Here is a 20,272-nt window from a genome sequence, read left to right on the forward strand (position 1 = left end):
TTGCCGACGCGGCGTCTGACGCGGCTTGACTGAATGCTGTGGCTGCGAAGATGAATCATCCAGTTCACTTCGACACGCGGCCGTTGTCAAAGTAGTTGTCGCCTCGACAATTAAATTTCAGGCGGCTTTTCGCTCCTGGTAGCGGGGTTGTGGAATGACGCCATCGTCGTCGGCCCGATCCGGATTCAGATGCACGGCATGTATGCGCTTCCAGTTGCGGGCGGGGCCTTTCCAACGCAGCGGATTACGCTGCCGCGCAGTCTCGTAGAGCGCTGCACGTCGATCCAGGATGTCCTGATCGAGATTGGCATGACGCTGGGCTGGCGTCACGAACCGGATCGCGCTGTGACGATGTTCGTGGTTGTACCAGCGCACCAACCCGGCAACCCAGGTCCGCGCGGCGAACAGGGTATCGAACGCCTCCAGCGGATAAGCGGGTCGGTACTTCAGCGTTTTGAACAGCGATTCCGAATAGGGATTGTCGTTGCTCACGCCCGGACGACTCAATGACGGCATAACGCCCAGCGCCTGCAAGGTGGCCAGCATCGTGGCCCCCTTCATCGGACCACCGTTATCGGAATGCAGAATGACCTGGTTGGGCTGTATTGCTTCACGCGCACAGAGATCCTTGAGTACCTCGCTGGCCTGGGCGCTGCTCTCTTCGGCATAGACCTGCCAGCCGACGATCATGCGGCTAAACACGTCCATAAACAGATACAGATAGAAATACTGCCCACGAACCGCCGCCGGCAGGTAAGTGATATCCCAGCTGTAGAGCTGGTTCGGCGCGTCGGCACAGACCGCGCGTGGCTTGCTGCGCACGGTCGTCGGGCGTTCACTACGCCGGTGCGCGAGTTGATTCTCCTCGCGCAGTACCCTGTAGAAGGTCGATTCCGAGGCGATGTAGCGTTGCTGGTCAGCCAGGCGTGGAACGATCTGGCTCGGCGGCAGATGACCGAATTCGGCTGAGTTCGCGACAGCCAGCAATTCGGCACGTTCGGCAGCGCTCAGCTTGTGAGGCGGCTCAAAGCAGCGTAACGAGCGCCCATCCACCGCGTCAGGCTGAGCGCCCTGCCAGCGCTGTACCGTCCGGGCGCTCAGCCCCAGCACCTCACACGCGCGTGCCTGGCGAGCACCGCCCATGGTCGCCTCGCTGATCAAACCAATCAATGTTTTGCGCTCTTCGAGGGCCGTCATTCGGCCTCGTCCCCGAACAGCGCACGATACTTTTTTTGCAGCACCAGCAGCGCCGCGGCTTCAGCCAGCGCTTTCTCCTTGCGGTTCAATTCGCGCTGCAGTTGCATATTGGCGTGCTTCAGTTCACGGACTGCCTGGGCGCTCTCGCGCCGGCTTCCTGTCCCGCCGGCGGCGCAGAAGTCCGCGCGCCATTGATCGAGATGATGGACAAACAGGCCCCGTTCACGACACCACGCGTTCAGGGCCTCCTCGACCAGCCCATGGCTCTGCTGCAAGGCCAGCAGGCGCTCTTCCAACGACCAGTCTTCCGGACGTTTTGCGTGTCCGGATCCATCGCCCCGGGTCGATGCAGCGGCACCTTTCATCCAGTTCTTTAAGGTCATTACGTTCATGTTCAATTCATCGGCCACGGATCCGATGGTGCGACTTCCGCGGTGAAAGACCTTCAATAGCGCCTGCTCTTTAAACTCGACAGAATACGTTTGTTTCAACTTCAACTTGCACCTCTGATCTCTTTAAATCAAGAAAATTCAGAGGCGACATCTATTGTGACGCAGGGGGACACGCCATGTCCCTCCAGATCATTGACCCTTCGACGCTTCGCCAGCGCCTCGAACATCAGGTTGCGAGCCTCGCTCGCTTCGTGACCAGCACCCCTGAAGTTGACGCCCTTCTCGACTCCGAACGCAGGTGTTGCGATCGGTGTCAGCGGGAAAGGACAGGGGTTCGGGTTGGGTAAAGCCGCGGGTAGGGCGCTCCGTAGCTCGCCAATTGCTGTAGCGCCAGCCCGTTAGCGGTCGTGTCCTTGTTCACACGAGTAAGACGCCAACTGGTGCCGGCAAGTGAGGCTCACAAAAAGTCATGTGTCGCCGGCCGTAACGGCTGCGATGGCTTGACGAGGAGATGTCACGATTCACGAAAGATAGCAGGCGGCCTTTGACATGTAACGATAGTGGCGGAGCCGGCGGCTACAAGTGACGTGATGACATATCACGCACATAGAACCCAATGATTTTCCCTGTTATCCAGGCAAGGACTCGATGACCGGAATACAGGCGACGTATGCATTCTTACGGCAGGCTGATGCCCGCTGCACATTGCATGGGCATCGGCTGACGCCCCGGCGCCGGCAAGTCCTCGCATTATTGCTGAGCCGGAGCGCCCGCGCCACGGCGTATCAGTTGCTGGAAGACATGCGGGCGGTCCGCACCAAAACCGCACCATCCACTATCTACCGAGCCTTGCATTTCCTGATGGAGCAAGGCCTTGTGAGGCGCGTCGCCACGACCAGTACCTTTATGGTGTGCGGCGACGTCGATGGACAGCACGAAGTCTTCATGGTGTGCAAGCGCTGCGGGTCGGTTTCGGTGGTCCACGACGAGACGCTGCGAAAGACGCTCGAGTGCGCGGCGCGCACCGCTCACTGCGTCGTCGATGGCCAGGAAACGGAAATTAAGGGGTTGTGCGAGTCCTGCTCGTATGCCGGGTGACCTTTTGTACCCGCCTCGCAATGCAGTCACGAGCGAGAAAAAAACGCCATGCGTGTATTATTTTTCAATGTTATGTTATAACATCTCCTATTGCATTTAACAGTTCGCGTTCAAAGGCTACTGATCCCGATAGCGGTGGCTTTAGAAGTACCGCCGCAGTGCGGTATTGCCCGGGACAAGGACAACTGGGCGCGATGACGCAGGGGATACCGCGTAGCGCGATGCGACCTATTCAATAACCACAATCGACTTAATGAAACACCGCACATTTTTCTCTCACGCTGCGCTGCTGCTCTTCGCGCAAGCGCTAGCGGGCCATGTCTATGCCGCACCGAGCGACGGCTCGGTAGGCGGCCTCGTTACGGATAGTCTCGGCAAGCCCGTCGCGGATGCCAATGTGGTCCTTCAAACCGCAACCGGGGCGTCGGCAGGAACAACAAAAACCGATGCAAGCGGGCATTTCGCGGTGCAGAACGTCGCGCCGGGGACCTATGCGATCGTTGTTAGCGCAACGGGTTTTGCTAGCGGGAGCAGCGTTGCCACCACCAGCCTCGCAACGGCAAGTTCTGTTACCGTCGCGCTCACAAAAAGCGACGCGATTGACGTGCAGGTGAGTGCCCAGCGCCTCGACCAGGCGCGCAACGGACTGTCGCCGGAAACCGGCAGCAGTGTGTACCGGATCACCAACTCGGACATCAAGAACATGCCGCAAGGCGAAGCGACGACGCTGAACCAGGTGCTGCTGCAAGCGCCGGGCGTCGCGCAGGATTCGTACGGCCAGATCCATGTCCGCGGCGAACACGCGAACCTGCAGTACCGGATCAACGGCATCATGATTCCGGAACCGATCTCCGGCTTCGGCCAGTCGTTCGATACCCGCATCATCGACCAGGTGGACCTGCTCACCGGCGCGCTTCCCGCGCAATACGGGTTGCGCACGGCCGGCATCGTCGACATCAAGACCAAGTCGGGCGAAGCGGGCAACGGCGGATCGATAGACATGTACGGCGGCAGCCACGGCACCGCGCAGACAAGCGGCAACGTGTACGGCACGGAGGGCGCGCTGACTTACTTCTTCAGCGGTTCGGCCGGCGTCAACGATCTCGGCATCGAAGCGCCCACCTCGGACGGCTCGCCGCTGCACGACCACACCCGGCAAGGCAATGCGTTCGGCTACATGTCGTACCTGATCAACCCGCTTACCCGCGTCAGCGTCGTCTTTGGCACCGCGAGCAACCAGTTCCAGATCCCGAATACACCCGGTCAGCCGACCAACTTCACGCTCAACGGCCAGACCAGTTTCGATTCGGCCGCGCTCAACGAAACCCAGAGTGAACTCAACAACTTCGCGACCGTCGCGTTGCAGGGGACGAACGGCGACAAGCTCGACTATCAGGTCGCGTACTTCACGCGCTATACGCGCACGCAGTTCAACCCCGATCCGATCGGCGACCTGCTCTTTAACGGCGTCGCTTCGCAAGACTTCCGCAGCAATTGGGCCAATGGACTGCAGGGCGATACCACCTACCGGCTGAACAGTTCGCACACGCTGCGCGCCGGCGTGTATTTCGAACAGGACCGCGCGGTCGCCAACGACAGCGTCTCGGTGTTCCCCACGGTCGATGGCGCACAGTCCTCCGACCAGCCGTTTACGATCAACAGCGCGAGCACGACGATCGGCAGGCTCTTCGGCGTCTATGTGCAAGACGAGTGGAAGGTGAACGACAAGCTCATCATCAACTACGGGTTACGCTACGACAAAATGAACGAAGTTGTCGACGCCAGTCAGTTGAGCCCGCGCGTCGGCCTGGTGTACAAGGCAACGCCGAGCACCACGCTGCATGCAGGCTACGCGCGGTACTTCACACCTCCCCCTCTCGAACTGATCGCGCCGACCACGGTGGCGCAGTTCAACAATACGACGAACCAGGCTGCGAACCCGCAAAATTCGCCGGTGCAGCCGGAGCGCAGCGACTACTTCGACGTCGGCGTAACCCAACGTGTCACCTCCGCCGTCACGGTAGGCGTGGATGCTTACTACAAGAAGGCGACCGATCTGCTCGACGAAGGGCAGTTCGGCACCGCCCTGATCAACACGCCGTTCAACTACCAGACCGGCCACGATTACGGCGTCGAATTGACCGCCAACTACAAGGATGACCATTTTTCCGCGTACGCGAACCTGGCGCTCAGCCGCGCAACTGGCGAAAACATCGTCTCGGGCCAGTTCAATTTCGATCCCGCGGAACTTGCGTACATCGCCAGCCATCCCGTCAACCTCGACCACGACCAGTTGATTACTGGTTCGGCGGGGATCGCCTACACGTTTGCGCGCACGACCTACAGCGCGGATACCACCTTCGGCAGTGGTCTGCGCAGCGGCTTTGCGAACACGGACCATGTGCCGTTCTATGTGAATATCAACCTCGCGGTCATCCATCACTTCCAGGCTCCCCTTATCGGCAACTTCGATGGTCGCCTGGTCGTGGTCAATCTGCTCAATCGCGCCTACGAATTGCGCGACGGTTCCGGAATTGGCGTTGGCGCCCCGCAGTTCGCACCGACGCGCGCTTTCTACGCAGGCGTCACGAAATACTTTTAAGCCGCCCGCGCGGCGTCCCGCCGCGTGAGCAGGAACCCACGACACCATGAACGATTTTTCCGAACTGTTTCTCGCCGTGCGCCTGGGCGGATGGGTCATCTACCCCTTGACCGTCCTCGCGGTGGCCGGCCTTGCGATCATCCTCGACAATGCTTATTCGCTGCATCGGTTCGCGCGAATTCCAGCCCGCATTGACCAACTGATCGAAGCCCCCGTCGTCGATTTCGCGCAGACACGCGCACAGATTGCGGCGCTGCCCGAGCGCCATGCCCTGCGTAGCTTCGCCGCGCCGATTCTTGATGGCGGCACTGCGCCGATCTGGTGGATCGAGTCACGTGCCGAGACCGCCGCGCAGCATATCGAGCGCGCGCTGAACCGCGGGCTGTGGTTGCTCGAAACCATCGTGACGGCCGCACCACTGCTGGGACTGCTCGGCACGATTATCGGCATGATGCACTCGTTCCGGCTGATCGGCGGACAGGGCGTGGTGAACCCGACCGGTGTGACGGGCGGTGTCGCGCAAGCGCTGATCGCGACCGCGATTGGCCTGCTGATTGCTCTGGTCGCGCTCTTCGCGTTCAATTATTTTTCCCGGCGGGTCGGCGAGTTGCTCGATCACTTCGAGCGGGTCGGCACACGGCTGATCGGGCAGCTCCGACTCGACCAGGAAGATCCGGAAGAAGTGGCGCAACGCCGGCTCGACCGGGAGCGCGCGGAAGGGCCGGCGCAGTTGTGGCTCGCCCGTGAGCATGCGCAAGGACCGCGCACGTGAAACTGAAACGCTCAAGACAGGCTCGGCGCGGGAAGATCGAAATCATCCCAATGATCGACGTGATGTTCTTTTTGCTGGCGACGTTCATGCTCGCATCGCTTTCGATGCAGCGGCTTGATTCGATGAAGATCGACTTGCCGGGCGGCCAGGCGCAACGGCTCAATCTGGACACGCCGCTGACCCTCACCGTCACGCGCGCCAATGCTATCTTCGTCAATCGGCAGCCGGTGCCGCTCGCGGCGCTAGCGGGCGAACTGCGGCCGTTGCTGAAACCCGACGGCAACCTGGTGGTTGCCGCCGACGACGCCGCGTCGCACGGCGTGGTCGTCAAGGCGATGCTCGAAGCACGGAAAGCCGGCGTGCAGCACTTCCTGATCGCCGTTCACCATGAGTAACGTCGGCCGCCTCAGCAATACGTCCTTGCTGGACGAACCGAGAGCACGCATCGTCGTTGCGGTGGCCGTCGCATTCGCATTGTGGTGCGCAGCGCTCGTGCTCGTCGGCGGACTGCTCGTGACGCCTGAGATCACGCCGCCGTCGCCTCCGAATCTCGACGCTCAACTCGTTGAAATTGAGCCCCCGCTGCCAGCCACAAACACGCCCGCGCAGGCCGCGCCGGCGCATCCGGCACCGCCGGCGAACATCAAGCATGCAACGCCCGCGCCGGCACATCACGCAACTCCCGTACACCAGGAACCGTCCCAGCAAGCTGCCGCGCATGTGGCGCCGCCAGCAGCGCCCTCGGCCGCTGCGGCGCCATCCCCCGCGCCTTCTGCGCCGCCGGCATCGGCCATGTCATCGGAGAGTGTCGTCAATCGTTCACCGCCCGCGACCGCCCTCGCCGCAAGCGGCAGCGGCCATACTGGCGCGCACGTAATCGCGCAGCCACTGCCGGAAATCCCGGACGACTTGCGCGAAGCCGCGTATCACGCCATTGCGCTTGCGCGTTTCACGATTCACGCGGACGGCTCCGTCGAGGTCGAACTCCTGCAGCCGACGCAACAGCCGCGTCTGAACGAGCTGCTGCTTGCCTCGCTGCACAACTGGCGCTTCTTCCCCGCCACCGAGAATGGCAAGCCAGTCGAGAGCCAGCAGGACGTTCGCGTCCACCTCGTGGTCCAGTAGCGCATACCTGGCGTATGCACTGGCAGCGACCTGATGTAGGAACGTCCAGTGCCGCAAGGCTCACTAACTGGCTTGACGCATCTCCTGTCGGTCTGGAAGCGGACGCTGGTAGATATTGCCTGAGTGACTCCAATGAGTGGTGTCAACCAAAACTGCCAATGACGGTGCGCGCGCCGTTACACATAAACATGGAAAGTCAGTACCGCAAAGATAGTCACGCTCCGCGTGTGTTCCTGCCCGGCGATTCATTCGCAGACTAACCTTGAGTTTCCTATCCTGGCGCGCTAAATTGCGGCTCGCGCAGCATTGCGGTTGCCCTCGGGGAAGCTGTTTCTCTCCCGGTTTGTAACGTGTTCGCAAGGAATACTGATGTCAGATCGGCCTGCCGGCGAAGAAAACGATTTGGGCAAGCGACCGTCTGGACGTGGCGAAGCTTCGATGATTGGATGGGTGGCCCTAGGACTCGCGGGTCTGCTTGGCACTCTGAGCCTTCTGAAAACCCCACCTGTCGATCTGCGCTGGAGCGCGGTTCTGGCGAGCGCGTGCCTGAATGTGTTCGTTGCCACGTTTTGGCAACCGTCAATGGCACGCACGCCACGTAATCCGGCACAGGGATCAGGCTGGAAGCTGGGCGTAAGCTTCCTCAGGCAGCTTGTCCGGCACGATGCCGAGGCGCCGTCCTTGAGTCTCGCAGTCCGGGCTTTCCACTGGCAACCGTGGGGCATGGCCATTTGCGGCTGTCTTTCCGTCGCGATCGCCGCGACGGCGTTGCAGCCGCTTTCGCCCACCGCGCTCGTTCACGCGCTGGTCTCATCGTCTCTTGTGATCGTTAGCGGCGCTGCTGCACTGGCGCTTGCTTTTTTCACGCTCGTCGCCGAGCGTTTCTACGCACAGGATGCGGAGCAATCCCGTGCCTCGCTATCTGTATCGCTCGCCGGGATGCTGCGCGTTCTGGTGGTGTGCGCGCTCGCTGCTGCGCTATCGGCCGCGTGGTTCGTCTACCTGCACACGGCGCTCGATCTGGTGGTGCATGGAGCGGCTGTGCTCAGTGCTGCGATTACCGTCGAAATGATGATCCGCGCCACGCTTCTGTGGTTCTTCGCGCCGCGCGCCGGTGCAAACGCGACTCATGTCCCGTCGAGCGTCATCGCGGGTATGTTGCGTTATCGCCGCTCGCCGCTCTCGTCCATCGGCGCTGAGTTGCATGACCGCTACGGTATCGATCTGCGTCAGAACTGGGTGCTGCGCAGTTTTGTGCGGCTGTTGCCTGTCACCGTCGTGTCGATGGTGGCGTGTGCGTGGTTGTTGACGTCAGTCGTCGTGCTGGGTCCGTCCCAGCGTGCGGTATACGAACGGTTCGGTGCGCCGGTGGCGGTCTGGCCGCCGGGCGTCCATTTCGGTTTGCCCTGGCCTTTCGGCAAGGCTCGTCTCGTCGACAACGGTGCCGTGCATCAGATCATCGTGTCAGGCGGCGCCGACGACAGCAGCGTCGCCGCGCCGGCCACGCCCGCCGACGGCCCGACGCCCGAACAGTTGAATCGTCTCTGGGACGTCCAGCATCCATGGGACACGAGCCAGGTGATCGCGGGTGCCACCGGCGAGCAGCAGAGCTTTCAGATCGTCAACGCCGACGTGCGGCTCGACTACCGCGTTGGCTTGAGCGACGCGGCAGCGCGTGCGGCGCTCTACCGGTCGGTCGATCCGGAGAGCACAGTGCGCTCGATCGCCAATCGCGAGGTGGTGCATTACCTCGCGTCGCATACGCTGCAGGCCTTGCTCGAGACGAGCCAGACCGCCATGGCCGAGAGTGTGCGCGGTGCCGTTCAACGGCAACTGGACCAGCTTGCCAGCGGTATCGAAGTCGTGGCGGTGGTGATCGAAAGCGTCCATCCGCCGTCGGGGGCGGCCGCGGCTTATCACGACGTGCAGGCCGCGCAGATTCGTGCGCAGGCGAGTGTTGCCGAGGCGCACGGCTTTGCGGCGGGATTGCTCGGCGATGCGCGGCAACAGGCCCAGGCAAGCGTCACCCAGGCGAGCGCCCGGGCGGCCGACACGATGGCGGCGGCGCGCGTGCAGCAGATCAACTTCGAAGCCGACACGGTCGCATACCGGCTCGGCGGGCCGGCTTTTCCCTTCGAGTACTACCTGAGCAAGTTGCAGAAAGGATTGCAGAACGCACGCATCACGGTGATCGACGACCGGCTGACCGCCGACCGCCGCGCAACCATCGACTTGCGCTCGTTCACCGCGGGCGATCTCACCGGCATTCCTCACGGCAATTGACATCCGGGCCGCGTCGTACACGCGTCGTACAGAGACGCACGCCCGATGTCGGCGAAGCTGTTTTTAAGGTGACAACATGAGTTTGTTCCATTCACATGCAGACGGTCACGATCACGGGCATCACCACCCTCATCATCACGATGGCGGCGATGCGCAGGCTGCGCGCGGCGGGCCGTTCTATGGCCGGGTTCTGCTTGCGTTGCTCTGCGTGGCCGTGGCGATCACGGTGGCGAGTTTCATCTCCGTTCGTGCGGGCGAAGCCTCGGTGATCACGCGCTTTGGTCAACCCGTGCGCGTGCTGCTCGAACCGGGCCTCGCGTGGCGTCTGCCTGCGCCGATCGAAGCGGTGGTGCCGGTCGACCTGCGCCTGCATACCACGTCGAGCGGTTTGCAGGACGTCGGCACGCGTGACGGCTTGCGGATCATCGTGCAGGCGTATGTTGCGTGGCGCGTCGCGGCGGACCCGAACGACGTGCGCCGTTTCGTTCGGGCCGTGGGCAACCAGCCCGACGAGGCCGCGCAGCAAATCCGCTCTTTGCTTGGCTCGTCGCTGCAAACCACGTCGGCGGGGTTCGACCTTGCGTCGCTGGTCAACACGGATCCGTCCCAGGTGCACATCTCCGCGTTTGAAGACGCGTTGCGCAGTCAGATCGACGCGCAGTTGTACTCGGCTTACGGCGTACATGTCGTGCAAGTGGGGCTGGAGCGGTTGACGCTGCCGGCCGTGACGCTCGCGGCCACGGTCAGCCGGATGAGCGCCGAGCGCGAGACGGTAGCCGCGCAGCGCACGGCAGACGGCAACCGCGAGGCCGCGCAGATCCGCTCGGATGCGGACCGCGATGCCCGGCTTGCCGTCGCCGATGCGAATGTGAAAGCGGCGCAGATCGAGGCGCAGTCCCGTAAAGACGCCGCCGAAATCTATGGCACCACCTACGCGGGCAATCCGCGGCTCTACACGATGTTGCGCTCGCTCGACACCCTCGACTCGGTGGTCAGCACCAATACGAATCTGATTCTGCGCACCGATGCCGCGCCGTTCCAGGCTCTGGTGCAGGGCCCCACCGCACTGAGCCCCGAGTCGTTGCCGCAGCCCGGCGCCGGCTCGGCGTCCGCGTCGAAAAAAATCAGGTCCGCGCGATGAGCACGGACACCGGCTTGCCCCCGCTCGGCCCGGGCGCCCAGGCGGTACGACTCTCGTTCTGGTTTGTCGCCGCGCTGGTCGTGCTCGCCGCCGGCGCCTGGGCCGGGTCGAACATCCGGCGGATTCCGCCGGATAGCCGTGCGGTCGTGTTGCGGTTCGGCGCGTTCGTGCGCACTCAGGACGCGGGCCTGTTGATTGCCTGGCCACGCCCGTTCGAGTCGATCCTGCTGGTGCCCGGCAGTGCACGGGTTCTGGAGCAACGCATCCAGTCGCTCGAACGTGACCCGCGTGCGCGCGCCGCCGACATGAATGTGCCGGAGGCAACGCCACCGGCTCAAGGATCGTCCGGCACCGGGGCCGTGATCGGGCCGGAGGATGGGCCACCCGGCCCACCGCCCGCGCCGGACGACGCGGGCGGCCCCGACGCGGCGCCGCCCGTTGCGCGGCTGCCCGATGCGCTAGCCGGCTCCGGTTATGTGCTCACCGGCGACAACGGCGTATTGCAGTTGCGCGCCACGTTGTACTACCAGGTCGTCGACCCCTATGCGTATGTCCTGCAGAAAGACCGGCTTGCTGCGGCGCTCGAGCGGATCGTGTCCGCCTCCGCGGTCAGCGTCGTGGCCCGGCGTGATCTGGATGCGATTCTCGTCGCGCGTCCCGAGTTGTTGTCAGCGGATCAGCAGGTCGCAATAAAGCGTGAGCGTTTGCGGGGCGATCTCGCGCAGGAAGTCGAACGCCACTTGCGCGAGCTCGAAGCACAGCATGCGGGACTCGGCGTGGAAGTCGCGCGTGTCGACGTCGAGGTGACGTTTCCGGCCGCCGCCGTGAGCGCGTTCAATTCGGTGCTGACCTCGTTGCAGGTGGCCGAGCGCAGCATGGCCGAGGCCCGCACGTCTGCTGAAAAGACACGCCAGGACGCGCAACAGGATGCCGACCGGATCGTGCAGAACGCGCAGGCGAGCGCCGTTGAGCGGGTCGCCACCGCGCAGGCTAAAACCATGACCATTCAGCAACTGGAAGTGCCGCTTCGCACCAACAGCGATCCCGGGCTTCTCGCGCGCGTGTATCGGGATCGCGTCCAGTCGGTCCTCTCGAAAGCGGGCAGCGTGACGACCATCGGACCGCGCGACACATCGAATCTGATCCTGCCGGGAAACGCGCGATGAGCACCGGAGTCGAGCACACAACGCACACAGGCGAGCACGCCCACGCGCACGCCTCGCATGTCGACGAAGCGAACGGCGTCGCCCAGGGGCGCGCGATTGTTTTATCGGCCTCCGAGCAACGCGGCGTTACGCGGCAAGTCGCGCTTGCGTTGCTGGCCGGCGGTCTGCTGATCATGTCGACAGCATGGCGCGCCTTTGCGCCAGCTGATGAAGCGCTTGCGCAGGTTCTGGCCGGCCTCGCTTCGCTGGTTGTCGCCGGTCCAGTGTTTGCCGGCGCGTGGCACAGCCTGAAGTCCCCCAGTCTGCACGGCGTGACTGACCGTTTGATCGCACTCGCGATGCTGGCGGCGTGGGCGGTGGGCGACATGGCGACGGCCGCATTGTTGCCGATCGTCATGACGTTCGGACACGCACTCGAAGAGCGCAGCGTGCTCGGATCGCAGGAGGCGATCCGGGCGCTCGGCAGGCTGACCTCGGGCAAGGTGCGGCGCGTGAAAGCCGATGGTTCGATCGAAGAAGTGCAGTATGACGCGGTGCGGGCGGGCGACCACATCGAAGTCGTCGCCGGTGCGCGGATTCCTGCCGACGGTGTCGTTCAGCATGGCGACTCCAGTGTCGACAATGGGCCGATTACCGGCGAGTCGGTGCCGCTCGATGTCGAGCCGGGCTCGACTGTATTCGGCGGCGCGATGAATCTCGACGGCCCGTTGCGTATCGAAGTCACCCATGCGGGCAAGCAGTCGACGCTCGGCAAGATCATCGAGTTGATGCAGCGTGCCGAGCAGGCGAAGCCGCCGATTACACAGCTTCTCGAACGCTACATGGGCGGCTATTTGTGCCTCGTCCTGCTGATTGCGGCGATCGTGTGGTTCGTGTCGGCGAATGCATCGGCGATGCTGGCCGTGATTGTCGCGGCGTGTCCGTGCGCGCTGGTGCTCGCCGCGCCATCGACGGCCATTGCCGGCATCGCGGCGGGCGCGCGCCACGGCATCCTGTTCAGAAGCGCCGCGTTTCTCGACAAGTTTGCGCAGATCGATTCGCTGGTGATCGACAAGACCGGCACGTTGACCTACGGCGAATTGCGTGTTGAAGACGTGATGCTGGAACCCGGCGCCGACGCGGCCCAGGTTCTCGAACTCGCGGCGCGCCTTGGCGGCAGCAGTGCGCATCCGGTGAGCCGCGCGCTGCTGCGTTACGCAACTGAAGCCGGACCGGCTGGATTCGAACGGGCGCCGTTCGAACACGCCCGCGAACGGCGCGGGTTGGGCGTCCTTGCGGAGACGCCGGAAGGTGTTGCGGTGCTGGGCCGCTACGGCTTGCTCGCGGACTACGTACAGGCTTTGCCGGAACCGCGCCGCGAGATCGAAGGACCTTGCGTCGGTCTTGCATTGAACGGCCGATTGCTCGCGTGGTTCGGGTTTGCCGACGCACTGCGTACGGAAGCAAAGGATGCGCTGGCGGAGTTGCGGGAGCTCGGGCTGACACGTCAGACACTGTTGACCGGAGACCGCGAGCCGGTGGCGCGCAAACTGGCAGCGGAGACCGGCATTGCCGTGGTCGTCGCGCAGGCACTGCCGCACGACAAGCTCGATTACGTCGTGCGGGAAATGGCGGCGGGTTATCGCCCGCTAGTCGTGGGCGACGGCCTGAACGATGTGCTCGCCATCAAAGCCGGCCCCACCAGCATTGCGATGGGCGAGCGAGGTATCGACATTGCAGTGGCGTCGGCCGATGTCGTGCTGCTCGGCGACGACTTGCGTCGTATCCCAACGTGTGTCCGCCTCGGGCGGCGCTGCCTGCGCACGGCGGCGGTCAATGCCGCGATCGGATTGGGGTGGACTGCCGCGGTGATCGCGCTTGCCGCGACCGGCGTGCTCAGCGCCGTCTGGGTTGCGCTCTTGCATAACCTGGGTACATTCATCGTGATCGCCAACGCGGGCCGGCTGCTGCGAATGGACGAAGGTATCCATCTGCCCGCCCCCATGCGGGACGGCAACACATGAGGCTTCCCTGACCTGGCTTCCATGTTATCGATTAGCGCGGGAGGACCACCTGGGTAGTGAGAGCGACACATCCGAAATTGCTGATTTGCATTCAAGAATGCAGACTCATGCGCCCGCTAGTCGAGACATTGATTGAACACACAGGCCGGGGCGGTGCAAAGGATTGCCCATGGTCGGTCCGCCTATGTCCGGTCTCTCGCTCTTATCGGCCCTTCGCCGCTGCGATATGACTGGCTAGTTCGGGTCGATGGACTGACATGACTTTCCGTGTCAATCGGGATCGGTTTTTGGTTTTTGGTTGCATCTGAATCTCCTGAGGGCGCGTCGCGGGTCTGGTGCACGTTCTGCATCATGAGTTCGCTCGACGAGCTGCATGCTGGCGCCGGCTACGCCGACAACCACGACCTCTACCGCGAAATGGTCGCAATGGAAGCGGTGTCCACCTTCGCCTTTCAGGGCCAACGCTGGCTCGCTGACGTTTCGCCCGACCTGCTTTCGCGTTCATTGAAAGTGGACATCGAGTCAGGCGATCGAAGCGGAAATACCCGCACATCTGCTTTTCACGTCCGGTTGGCCGGCTGTGCGTCCGACTGCCGAAGAAGCCGCGCTTCTCGCGAGCGTACGCACACGCGTCGCGGCGCCGGTCGCCATTGACGTCGAACACACGACGGCCGGCTCGGTCGCGCAACGCTACGACGCGCTCCTTGCCGCGCGCGCCCCGCAATTGCTCGCGACCTCCGACAGTCATCCGGCAACCGCAAGCCCCCAGCGGAGCGCGTTCGCGTTCTGAGCCTACAGAAGCGGCGACGACACGCCGTTACTGGTGGTTATCCGTTCCCCCAACCATAAGAGGTGTTTCAAATGCAGAACCGTGACGACGGTACCATGATAGTCATTGCGATCGTTTTGTTGCTTTTCTTTGGTGCGACCCTGTGGGTTTCACGCGCACTCGGCGCCAGCTTCTCTTCGGTCTGCACCACAGCGCTATCGGTTCTTGTTGTGGCCGGCATTTCCTTCGCCGCGTGGCGCTTTCTCGATGACTTCGCTGTACCGATCGCCGCAGGCTTTCTCGTGATCGGATGGCCTACTACGTGGCCGGTTCTCGATAGCATCGCGAACGGCGGAAGCGACACGGAAAGCTACTGCCATCCGATGCAGTCACCATTCATTAACAGTGCGTGGATGACGTGGGGCGTCGAGGTCATTTTCGTCGGCCTGCTTGGCCTCGCCGTCTACATGCGCCAGCGCCGGCGCTGGTGATTCGTGACGCGCCATTGGCAAAAAAATCCGTCCCCAGACTTCGGGGGCGGCGCTGCTTCAAGAGAGGTTAAATCCATTCAAGCGCTAGCTGCGTCAGGTCGGTGTGAGCCACCGGCCGCAATGCCTCAACCGCGTCTTCCTGCTTGGGCACCGACAACGTCACCTGTTCGCGTCGCAATCCGCACAAGCGGTACAGAAGCAATCCATCCGGATCGACAGGAATATCACCGAGGCGAAACCTGAATTGCGCCGGCGCACGTCCCTCGGCATCCGCTAGCCCCAGACCGCGGGCCAGTTCGTCCGCCGTGCGGGCATAGTGGTCGTCGACGCCTTCCGGCAACCGGGCAATGACAATCCCTGTCTCGTTCGGTAGCGGATTCGCACTGCGGAGAATGTCACGAAACGCCGGGATAGCGCGTTTTGCGAACCCGGGCGCCTCCGTCTCTACCGCGTAAGCAACACCGGTAATGAAATCACCCACCGCCTTATACTGCCAGCCTGCCTCATGCCACGGGTGCGCATCAATCGAGACGAGCCGGTTCTCGCGGCCTACCGCATAACACTGGACCTCCGGCATCCGGTCCATTGCAAACGCAGATCGTGCAGGAAGCGCCAGATCAGCATCAACCACCACACTCGAGCAGTCGTTCACATCCAGCACGCGCCAGAGGCTCAGCGGCCCCTTCTCACCGTAGATGGCTGAGAGAAGCGTCGTGTCAGCGACCAGCGAAACTGCCACCTCGCCTCGCGCGATCGCCTCGATACGATCTTCGAATCCGGCCTTGGTCAGACTCTGCCGAACCTCATCGAGCGACTTTTCCGGAATTGGCGCGCGCAATGACGGCGACACCTCGAGCCGGATCTGGCAGTCAGGCAGGCGAAACGGCTTCGCCAGTTCCTTGCGCCGGGACTCAATATAGTTCTCGGGCTTGATGTCGCCGGCACGGCTTTGCAACATCCCGCCCTCGCACGACGACGCGTGCCGGAACACTCTATGCATCACCTCGGCGTAGCGCCCGAAAGCGATCGCCGACCAGTGGTCCTCATGCGGATAGCAATTTTTCTCGTAGGTCCGCTCGAACAACGCGAACATCCATTCGCCATCTGGGCCTTAAATGCCGCCGCGCGCTTGCCCGTCAAAACAGTTGCACCCATGTGGAGCTCCGAATATGCAGTTGCGGAGCAGCCCCTGCGGGGCTGTCCCGCAGGGGTAAGGAAAAGGACGACCATCGATGGCCGTCCACAAGACACAGCCCGCGTCTACGCAGACTGCTGTATCAATGCCGCCGTACGCCCCGGCCAGCACGTGACGACAAGAGCAACGACCAGCCCAAGGGCATCGCCGCCCATCTGCGCAAGTTGAGCGCCGTCGTGGGTGGAGAGGAACTGCTTATAGTCCCAGGCGAGTGTGGTCGACACGAAATAGCCAACGACAAGGAACATAGTCCCCAAAACGCGAAGCCGCACCGTCGCGCCCCTGCCAGCCATCAGAATGGTCAGGAACGCAACCAGTCCGAAGGCACACAAGACGTGCTCAAGCGTGCTCGGCAGAGCCGTCGAGACATCAGCTTCCCAGTTACGGAAGAACACGTGGTGAGGAAAATAATACCCCGCCATGCGATGAACGCACGCTGCAGCGACGAAAGCCAATGCGGTCCAGATGCAAAGGACAAAACCGCCAGCGCTGTAGCCGAACCGCGCCGAAGCGCCTTGTTGAAACCAGTTTTTGATACTTTTCATGTCGTTTGGTTATCCATGAAGTTGAGGAAAAGTGAGTCCATCCTTTACATATAGCGTCGGAATGGACCCATGACGAACACCTCTCAATTTCCGAGGGCACCTGTTTTAGAGAATCTGTTTATCTTTACGGCTCTTTTTCGCCTTCTTCATGGGCGGCTTCGGTACTTCATATCCGAAGCGCGACCATGCGGCCCGGTCAACCGGTATCGGGTTCGTGCGTCCCATTTTGAGGTTCACGAACACGCCCGAGAACGGCACCGCCCCTGTCCTGAACATCGTCCAGAGGAGGTTGAACGCCTGAACCGCGATTGCCTGATTGATAACCAGCGATTGCTTGCGCAGTGCATCGGCCATCGAACAGGAAGGCGTTTCATCAGTAGCGTCTAGCGACGCGTCAATCAGGTCCGGAAACAGTTCGCCGACATGCGGCAAACGCTCCAGATTCGCCTTGGTATGGCGCGGGCCCGGCATCTGTCCAATGACCACCTGACCGCGGTCTGTGTCATTGCCACAGTCCAGGTAGTACAGGTTCAAGGATTTAGCCGCCTGCACAATGGCGCGACGCGCAGCACGCGTATCAACGCAACCGATGATCAGGTCCACGTTGTAACAATGCGTGGTTGGGGAGAACCGCGTCGTCTCGGCCTTCCAGCTCGTACCCATGAGCATGTTCAGTCGGTTGCCATCAACGAAGCCTTGAACTCGCCCACGTCGTTCGGATAGAAACCCTGCCGACCGACGTTTGTCGGGCTGACCCGGTCATCGTCGTAGACAGTGCACTCGATCCCGCCGCCATGCCCGAGCTCGATCATCGCGTGGTGAAGTCGCGCGAGGCTCGACAATACCGCGCTACCGGTTCCGCCTGCACCAACGACAATGACCTGCCACGCCCTCTCAACCATGTGGTTCGGCAATTGATGCCTGATCGCTCCGGTCATGCTGCCTCCGGTGCGACAAGCGCCATCGCTACAGCCTTGTACCAGGACGACGGCACACGCTCCAATGGCTCGAAAATTCCCTTCGCACAAAGGCGAAGCGCCATGCTCGGCGAATCCGACGTGCAGTTGCCGATGACAAGCGCGAACTTGATTTCGTGCTGATCGTCGGCGTCGTCGGTCGACGAAAAGTACGCCGGATGCCGGCCGTGAGAGTGGCAATCAACCACCCGCACTTCACCCGCTTCCAGCGCCGGCGGCTCATACCGCAGGGCCGATGGCGTGTGCGACAGGATCGTGACCGGCGCGAGACGAAACTGCGTGGTCGCCGCGTTCCAGACGATCCAGGCGCCCGTCTCGTTGGGTGAAGCCGCACGCGCCATGCGTGCGAACTCACCAATCAACGCTTCGGGCACGCGATCGCAGATGAGATGCGTCGATTCGGTCACGTCGCCGTAGGGAATCGAAGTGGCCACGGTGTACGCCGCAATGCGACGCACCAACGAAAGCCACGGCTGGTTCACTTCGAGAAAAACGCCATTCTTTGCGATCAGCAACCGCTCACCGAACGCCTCCATCGGCGCCACCGGCTCAAGCCGGGGCACCATGACTGTCGGGAACGAGCGCTGCAATACGGAATCTCCTGCATTCATAATCTGGCTCCAAGTTTCCCGCGGATGAGATCAGCGAGGGTTGCTTTCATGGGTATAAGGAAATCCTTCGGAAACTCAACCGGGTATTCCCCGTCGAGCATTGCCTTCCAGAAGGCGAACTCCCCTTTCGGGTGGTTCACGCGTTTGCCCCCATGATTTGGGTGCGTGAACGCGGATTCGAAAAAGCCGCTTTCCCAGCCGGCGATGGATTCGATATCGATCCGCTTCGGCACGTGAGCCGAACCGATGCAGATCTTTCCCTCATCCCAGGTGTTGAAGTAAGGCGGTTCCTGCAGTACCAAATCCGGTGTCGGGCGACCGTCCCCTTGCAGGGCGAAGACGCTGAAACCGTTCGTTGCCGCATGAAACACGAGGCCTGGGTGCGGCACGATCGCAGTGCGTTTCCCAAGCTCACGACAGTCAAAGAAGACACGTCGCAAGCCCGGTCTGCACCACCACGTCACCGCGGACTGGCTAACAGCGAGCACGGTTTCAGGCAGGAATTCCGCCTTCGGTGCTCCGTTAGCCGAGAGTTCGCCCAGACAGGACAGCAATGCCGTCCGGTCGAGTGGGCGCCCAGGGCCGATCGCAGCGCGTTCGCCGTCCGAGGGCTGCGACACGGGATGAACCGTGCCGTAGATAACCCCCCCGGTCTTCTGCGAATAGAGCAGGATTGCGCTCGTCGCCGAGACCTCCGAACCGTGGCCCGGTCCCAGATTCAAACCAATCAAACCAGTCATTGAAATACCTTAATTAAGGAGTAACGAGCGCGGTAACGCGATCGAGACAGTTCAGAATGGAAAACCCCAGAGTCCAATCCGCGTACTGCTTGCGGATTTCGTCGGGGGTTTCAGCGAGTGGCACGAAGCCGAGAAAGAGCGAACCGTCGCTACCCGAGTTGAAATACTCGTAATGGCTATCAAGCAGTTCAGAAATGTGTTCGCAGTCTTCGTTGATCAGCGAACAGGCGGGATAGATGCTCTCGGGCCGGTAGCCCCAGTCGAACAGGCTCCGGCTGCCAGCGCGACGCAACAGCAGCGTCAACTCTTCGAGCTCAAGACATAGCCGACGCACCCAGCCAGTGTGAAAACGCTGAAGACGCCGCAACGACGCCAGGCCAAGAGCATGGTTCAGCACGAAGCGCCGGCGTGTTGGTGACCACGCACCGACGTCCATATCCGACGGGCACAATTCCGGCCGCACCGTCGACGGGAGGTAGTGGGCTGTTTCATCCTTGTCATCGCCGAATCGTTCGCTAAGCTCTTTCGCGACATCTTCGTCCGATGAAGTCGGATCGCCGTCCCAGAACCACTGGGCGAACATCCCTAGGAACTCATCGGGGGTCCGCACCCAGACCGTCCGGCCTGCCGCCCGATTGATCAGCGTCATGACCGTGGACACCAGCCGCGGATGCACCAAACGCATTTCGTGAACGCGCGCGCCGAACTCATACAGTCGCTCGTCGCCGACTTCAAGACCGAGATAAAGCGATGAAGTAGGTTCAAACTCGTCTGAGTTGCAGGAATACTGGATCTGCTCCCGTATCGCTTCAACGTCGCACAGAACGAAGTTGACGTTGAGCCGGAGCCACCTCGCCTGATGGCGGTTGATAAATCCAGCAAAGCCGCTGGCCAAAGCCTGTCCAGCACTCTGAAACGCGTCCATGTCGCGGGCGCGCAGAGCACCAGCGTCAAAGTGCGAGGCCACCAGTGCAGCGTGACTGGGGCTTGCGCCCCAATGCATCACTGCCTGGGTAGTGACCGATGCGTCGAACGCCGGCAGTGTCAGAAAATCATTGGGAGGTCGATGTCGGGCAGCGGCAATGCGTGCCGGTTGCCAGCGCTCTCCTGCTTCAGCGACTTCTGAACCAGCCGGTCGAGGATCGAAGAACATGCTGCGATCTCC

Annotated in this window: 17 protein-coding genes and 1 pseudogene; 11 read left to right on the forward strand and 7 right to left on the reverse strand. The window is 62.1% G+C overall.

Features of this window, described 5'->3' with window-relative positions:
* Positions 1 to 117 precede the first annotated feature (117 nt).
* Positions 118 to 1,688 (reverse strand): IS3 family transposase gene (locus P0D84_RS38330; RefSeq protein ID WP_408349663.1). Its coding sequence is split into 2 segments (ribosomal slippage): positions 118 to 1,208 and positions 1,208 to 1,688, totalling 1,572 coding nucleotides; the frame shifts between segments, so codons are not numbered across the junction.
* A gap of 549 nt (positions 1,689 to 2,237) precedes the next feature.
* Here P0D84_RS38330 and P0D84_RS38335 point away from each other — a divergent pair.
* The 11 genes from P0D84_RS38335 to P0D84_RS38385 all read left to right on the forward strand — a co-directional run bounded on the left by P0D84_RS38335 (position 2,238) and on the right by P0D84_RS38385 (position 15,039).
* Positions 2,238 to 2,687, forward strand: a complete 450-nt coding sequence (locus P0D84_RS38335; protein ID WP_408346759.1) for a Fur family transcriptional regulator — start codon at positions 2,238 to 2,240, stop codon at positions 2,685 to 2,687.
* Between the two features lie 253 nt (positions 2,688 to 2,940).
* A complete protein-coding gene (locus P0D84_RS38340; RefSeq protein WP_408346762.1) occupies positions 2,941 to 5,289 on the forward strand; it encodes a TonB-dependent receptor in 2,349 nt (782 codons plus the stop codon).
* 46 nt (positions 5,290 to 5,335) lie between these two features.
* Positions 5,336 to 6,061 carry a MotA/TolQ/ExbB proton channel family protein gene (locus tag P0D84_RS38345; RefSeq protein WP_408346765.1) on the forward strand — a complete coding sequence of 242 codons (726 nt, stop codon included), beginning with the start codon at positions 5,336 to 5,338 and terminating at the stop codon, positions 6,059 to 6,061.
* Positions 6,058 to 6,456 (forward strand): ExbD/TolR family protein, encoded by a 399-nt coding sequence (locus tag P0D84_RS38350; protein ID WP_408346768.1) that lies wholly within the window; start codon positions 6,058 to 6,060, stop codon positions 6,454 to 6,456. Before P0D84_RS38345 ends, P0D84_RS38350 begins: the two co-directional genes overlap by 4 nt.
* Positions 6,449 to 7,186 (forward strand): energy transducer TonB, encoded by a 738-nt coding sequence (locus P0D84_RS38355; protein WP_408346770.1) that lies wholly within the window; start codon positions 6,449 to 6,451, stop codon positions 7,184 to 7,186. Before P0D84_RS38350 ends, P0D84_RS38355 begins: the two co-directional genes overlap by 8 nt.
* A 369-nt stretch (positions 7,187 to 7,555) precedes the next feature.
* Complete coding sequence (gene hflK / locus P0D84_RS38360) at positions 7,556 to 9,469, forward strand: protease modulator HflK (protein ID WP_408346773.1); 1,914 nt, start codon at positions 7,556 to 7,558, stop codon at positions 9,467 to 9,469.
* A 76-nt stretch (positions 9,470 to 9,545) separates the two neighbouring features.
* On the forward strand, positions 9,546 to 10,610 hold the full coding sequence (hflC, locus tag P0D84_RS38365) for a protease modulator HflC (protein ID WP_408346776.1): 1,065 nt from the start codon (positions 9,546 to 9,548) through the stop codon (positions 10,608 to 10,610).
* Positions 10,607 to 11,776 carry an SPFH domain-containing protein gene (locus P0D84_RS38370; protein ID WP_408346779.1) on the forward strand — a complete coding sequence of 390 codons (1,170 nt, stop codon included), beginning with the start codon at positions 10,607 to 10,609 and terminating at the stop codon, positions 11,774 to 11,776. Before hflC ends, P0D84_RS38370 begins: the two co-directional genes overlap by 4 nt.
* Positions 11,773 to 13,779 carry a heavy metal translocating P-type ATPase gene (locus P0D84_RS38375; protein WP_408346782.1) on the forward strand — a complete coding sequence of 669 codons (2,007 nt, stop codon included), beginning with the start codon at positions 11,773 to 11,775 and terminating at the stop codon, positions 13,777 to 13,779. Before P0D84_RS38370 ends, P0D84_RS38375 begins: the two co-directional genes overlap by 4 nt.
* Before the next feature lie 351 nt (positions 13,780 to 14,130).
* On the forward strand, positions 14,131 to 14,433 hold the full coding sequence (locus P0D84_RS38380; RefSeq protein WP_408346785.1) for a hypothetical protein: 303 nt from the start codon (positions 14,131 to 14,133) through the stop codon (positions 14,431 to 14,433).
* Between the two features lie 207 nt (positions 14,434 to 14,640).
* Entirely contained in the window at positions 14,641 to 15,039 is a 399-nt protein-coding gene (locus P0D84_RS38385; RefSeq protein WP_408346788.1) for a hypothetical protein, read from the forward strand.
* A 67-nt stretch (positions 15,040 to 15,106) separates the two neighbouring features.
* On the opposite strand, the gene P0D84_RS38390 is transcribed toward P0D84_RS38385, so the two are convergent.
* From P0D84_RS38390 to P0D84_RS38415, 6 genes and pseudogenes are all read right to left on the reverse strand, one after another.
* Complete coding sequence (locus P0D84_RS38390; protein ID WP_408346791.1) at positions 15,107 to 16,132, reverse strand: hypothetical protein; 1,026 nt, start codon at positions 16,130 to 16,132, stop codon at positions 15,107 to 15,109.
* A 167-nt stretch (positions 16,133 to 16,299) separates the two neighbouring features.
* A complete protein-coding gene (locus tag P0D84_RS38395) occupies positions 16,300 to 16,779 on the reverse strand; it encodes a hypothetical protein (RefSeq protein ID WP_408346794.1) in 480 nt (159 codons plus the stop codon).
* A 105-nt stretch (positions 16,780 to 16,884) separates the two neighbouring features.
* Positions 16,885 to 17,717 (reverse strand): annotated as a pseudogene (locus tag P0D84_RS38400) (PRTRC system ThiF family protein).
* Positions 17,714 to 18,367 (reverse strand): PRTRC system protein A, encoded by a 654-nt coding sequence (locus P0D84_RS38405; protein WP_408346797.1) that lies wholly within the window; start codon positions 18,365 to 18,367, stop codon positions 17,714 to 17,716. Before P0D84_RS38405 ends, P0D84_RS38400 begins: the two are co-directional and overlap by 4 nt.
* Entirely contained in the window at positions 18,364 to 19,089 is a 726-nt protein-coding gene (locus P0D84_RS38410; RefSeq protein ID WP_408346800.1) for a PRTRC system protein B, read from the reverse strand. Before P0D84_RS38410 ends, P0D84_RS38405 begins: the two co-directional genes overlap by 4 nt.
* 31 nt (positions 19,090 to 19,120) lie before the next feature.
* Positions 19,121 to 20,260, reverse strand: a complete 1,140-nt coding sequence (locus P0D84_RS38415) for a PRTRC system protein F (RefSeq protein ID WP_408346803.1) — start codon at positions 20,258 to 20,260, stop codon at positions 19,121 to 19,123.
* Positions 20,261 to 20,272: the final 12 nt, after the last annotated feature.

The sequence above is a fragment of the Paraburkholderia sp. RL17-337-BIB-A genome, from assembly GCF_046025895.1.
GTDB classification, from domain to species: Bacteria; Pseudomonadota; Gammaproteobacteria; order Burkholderiales; family Burkholderiaceae; genus Paraburkholderia; species Paraburkholderia fungorum_C.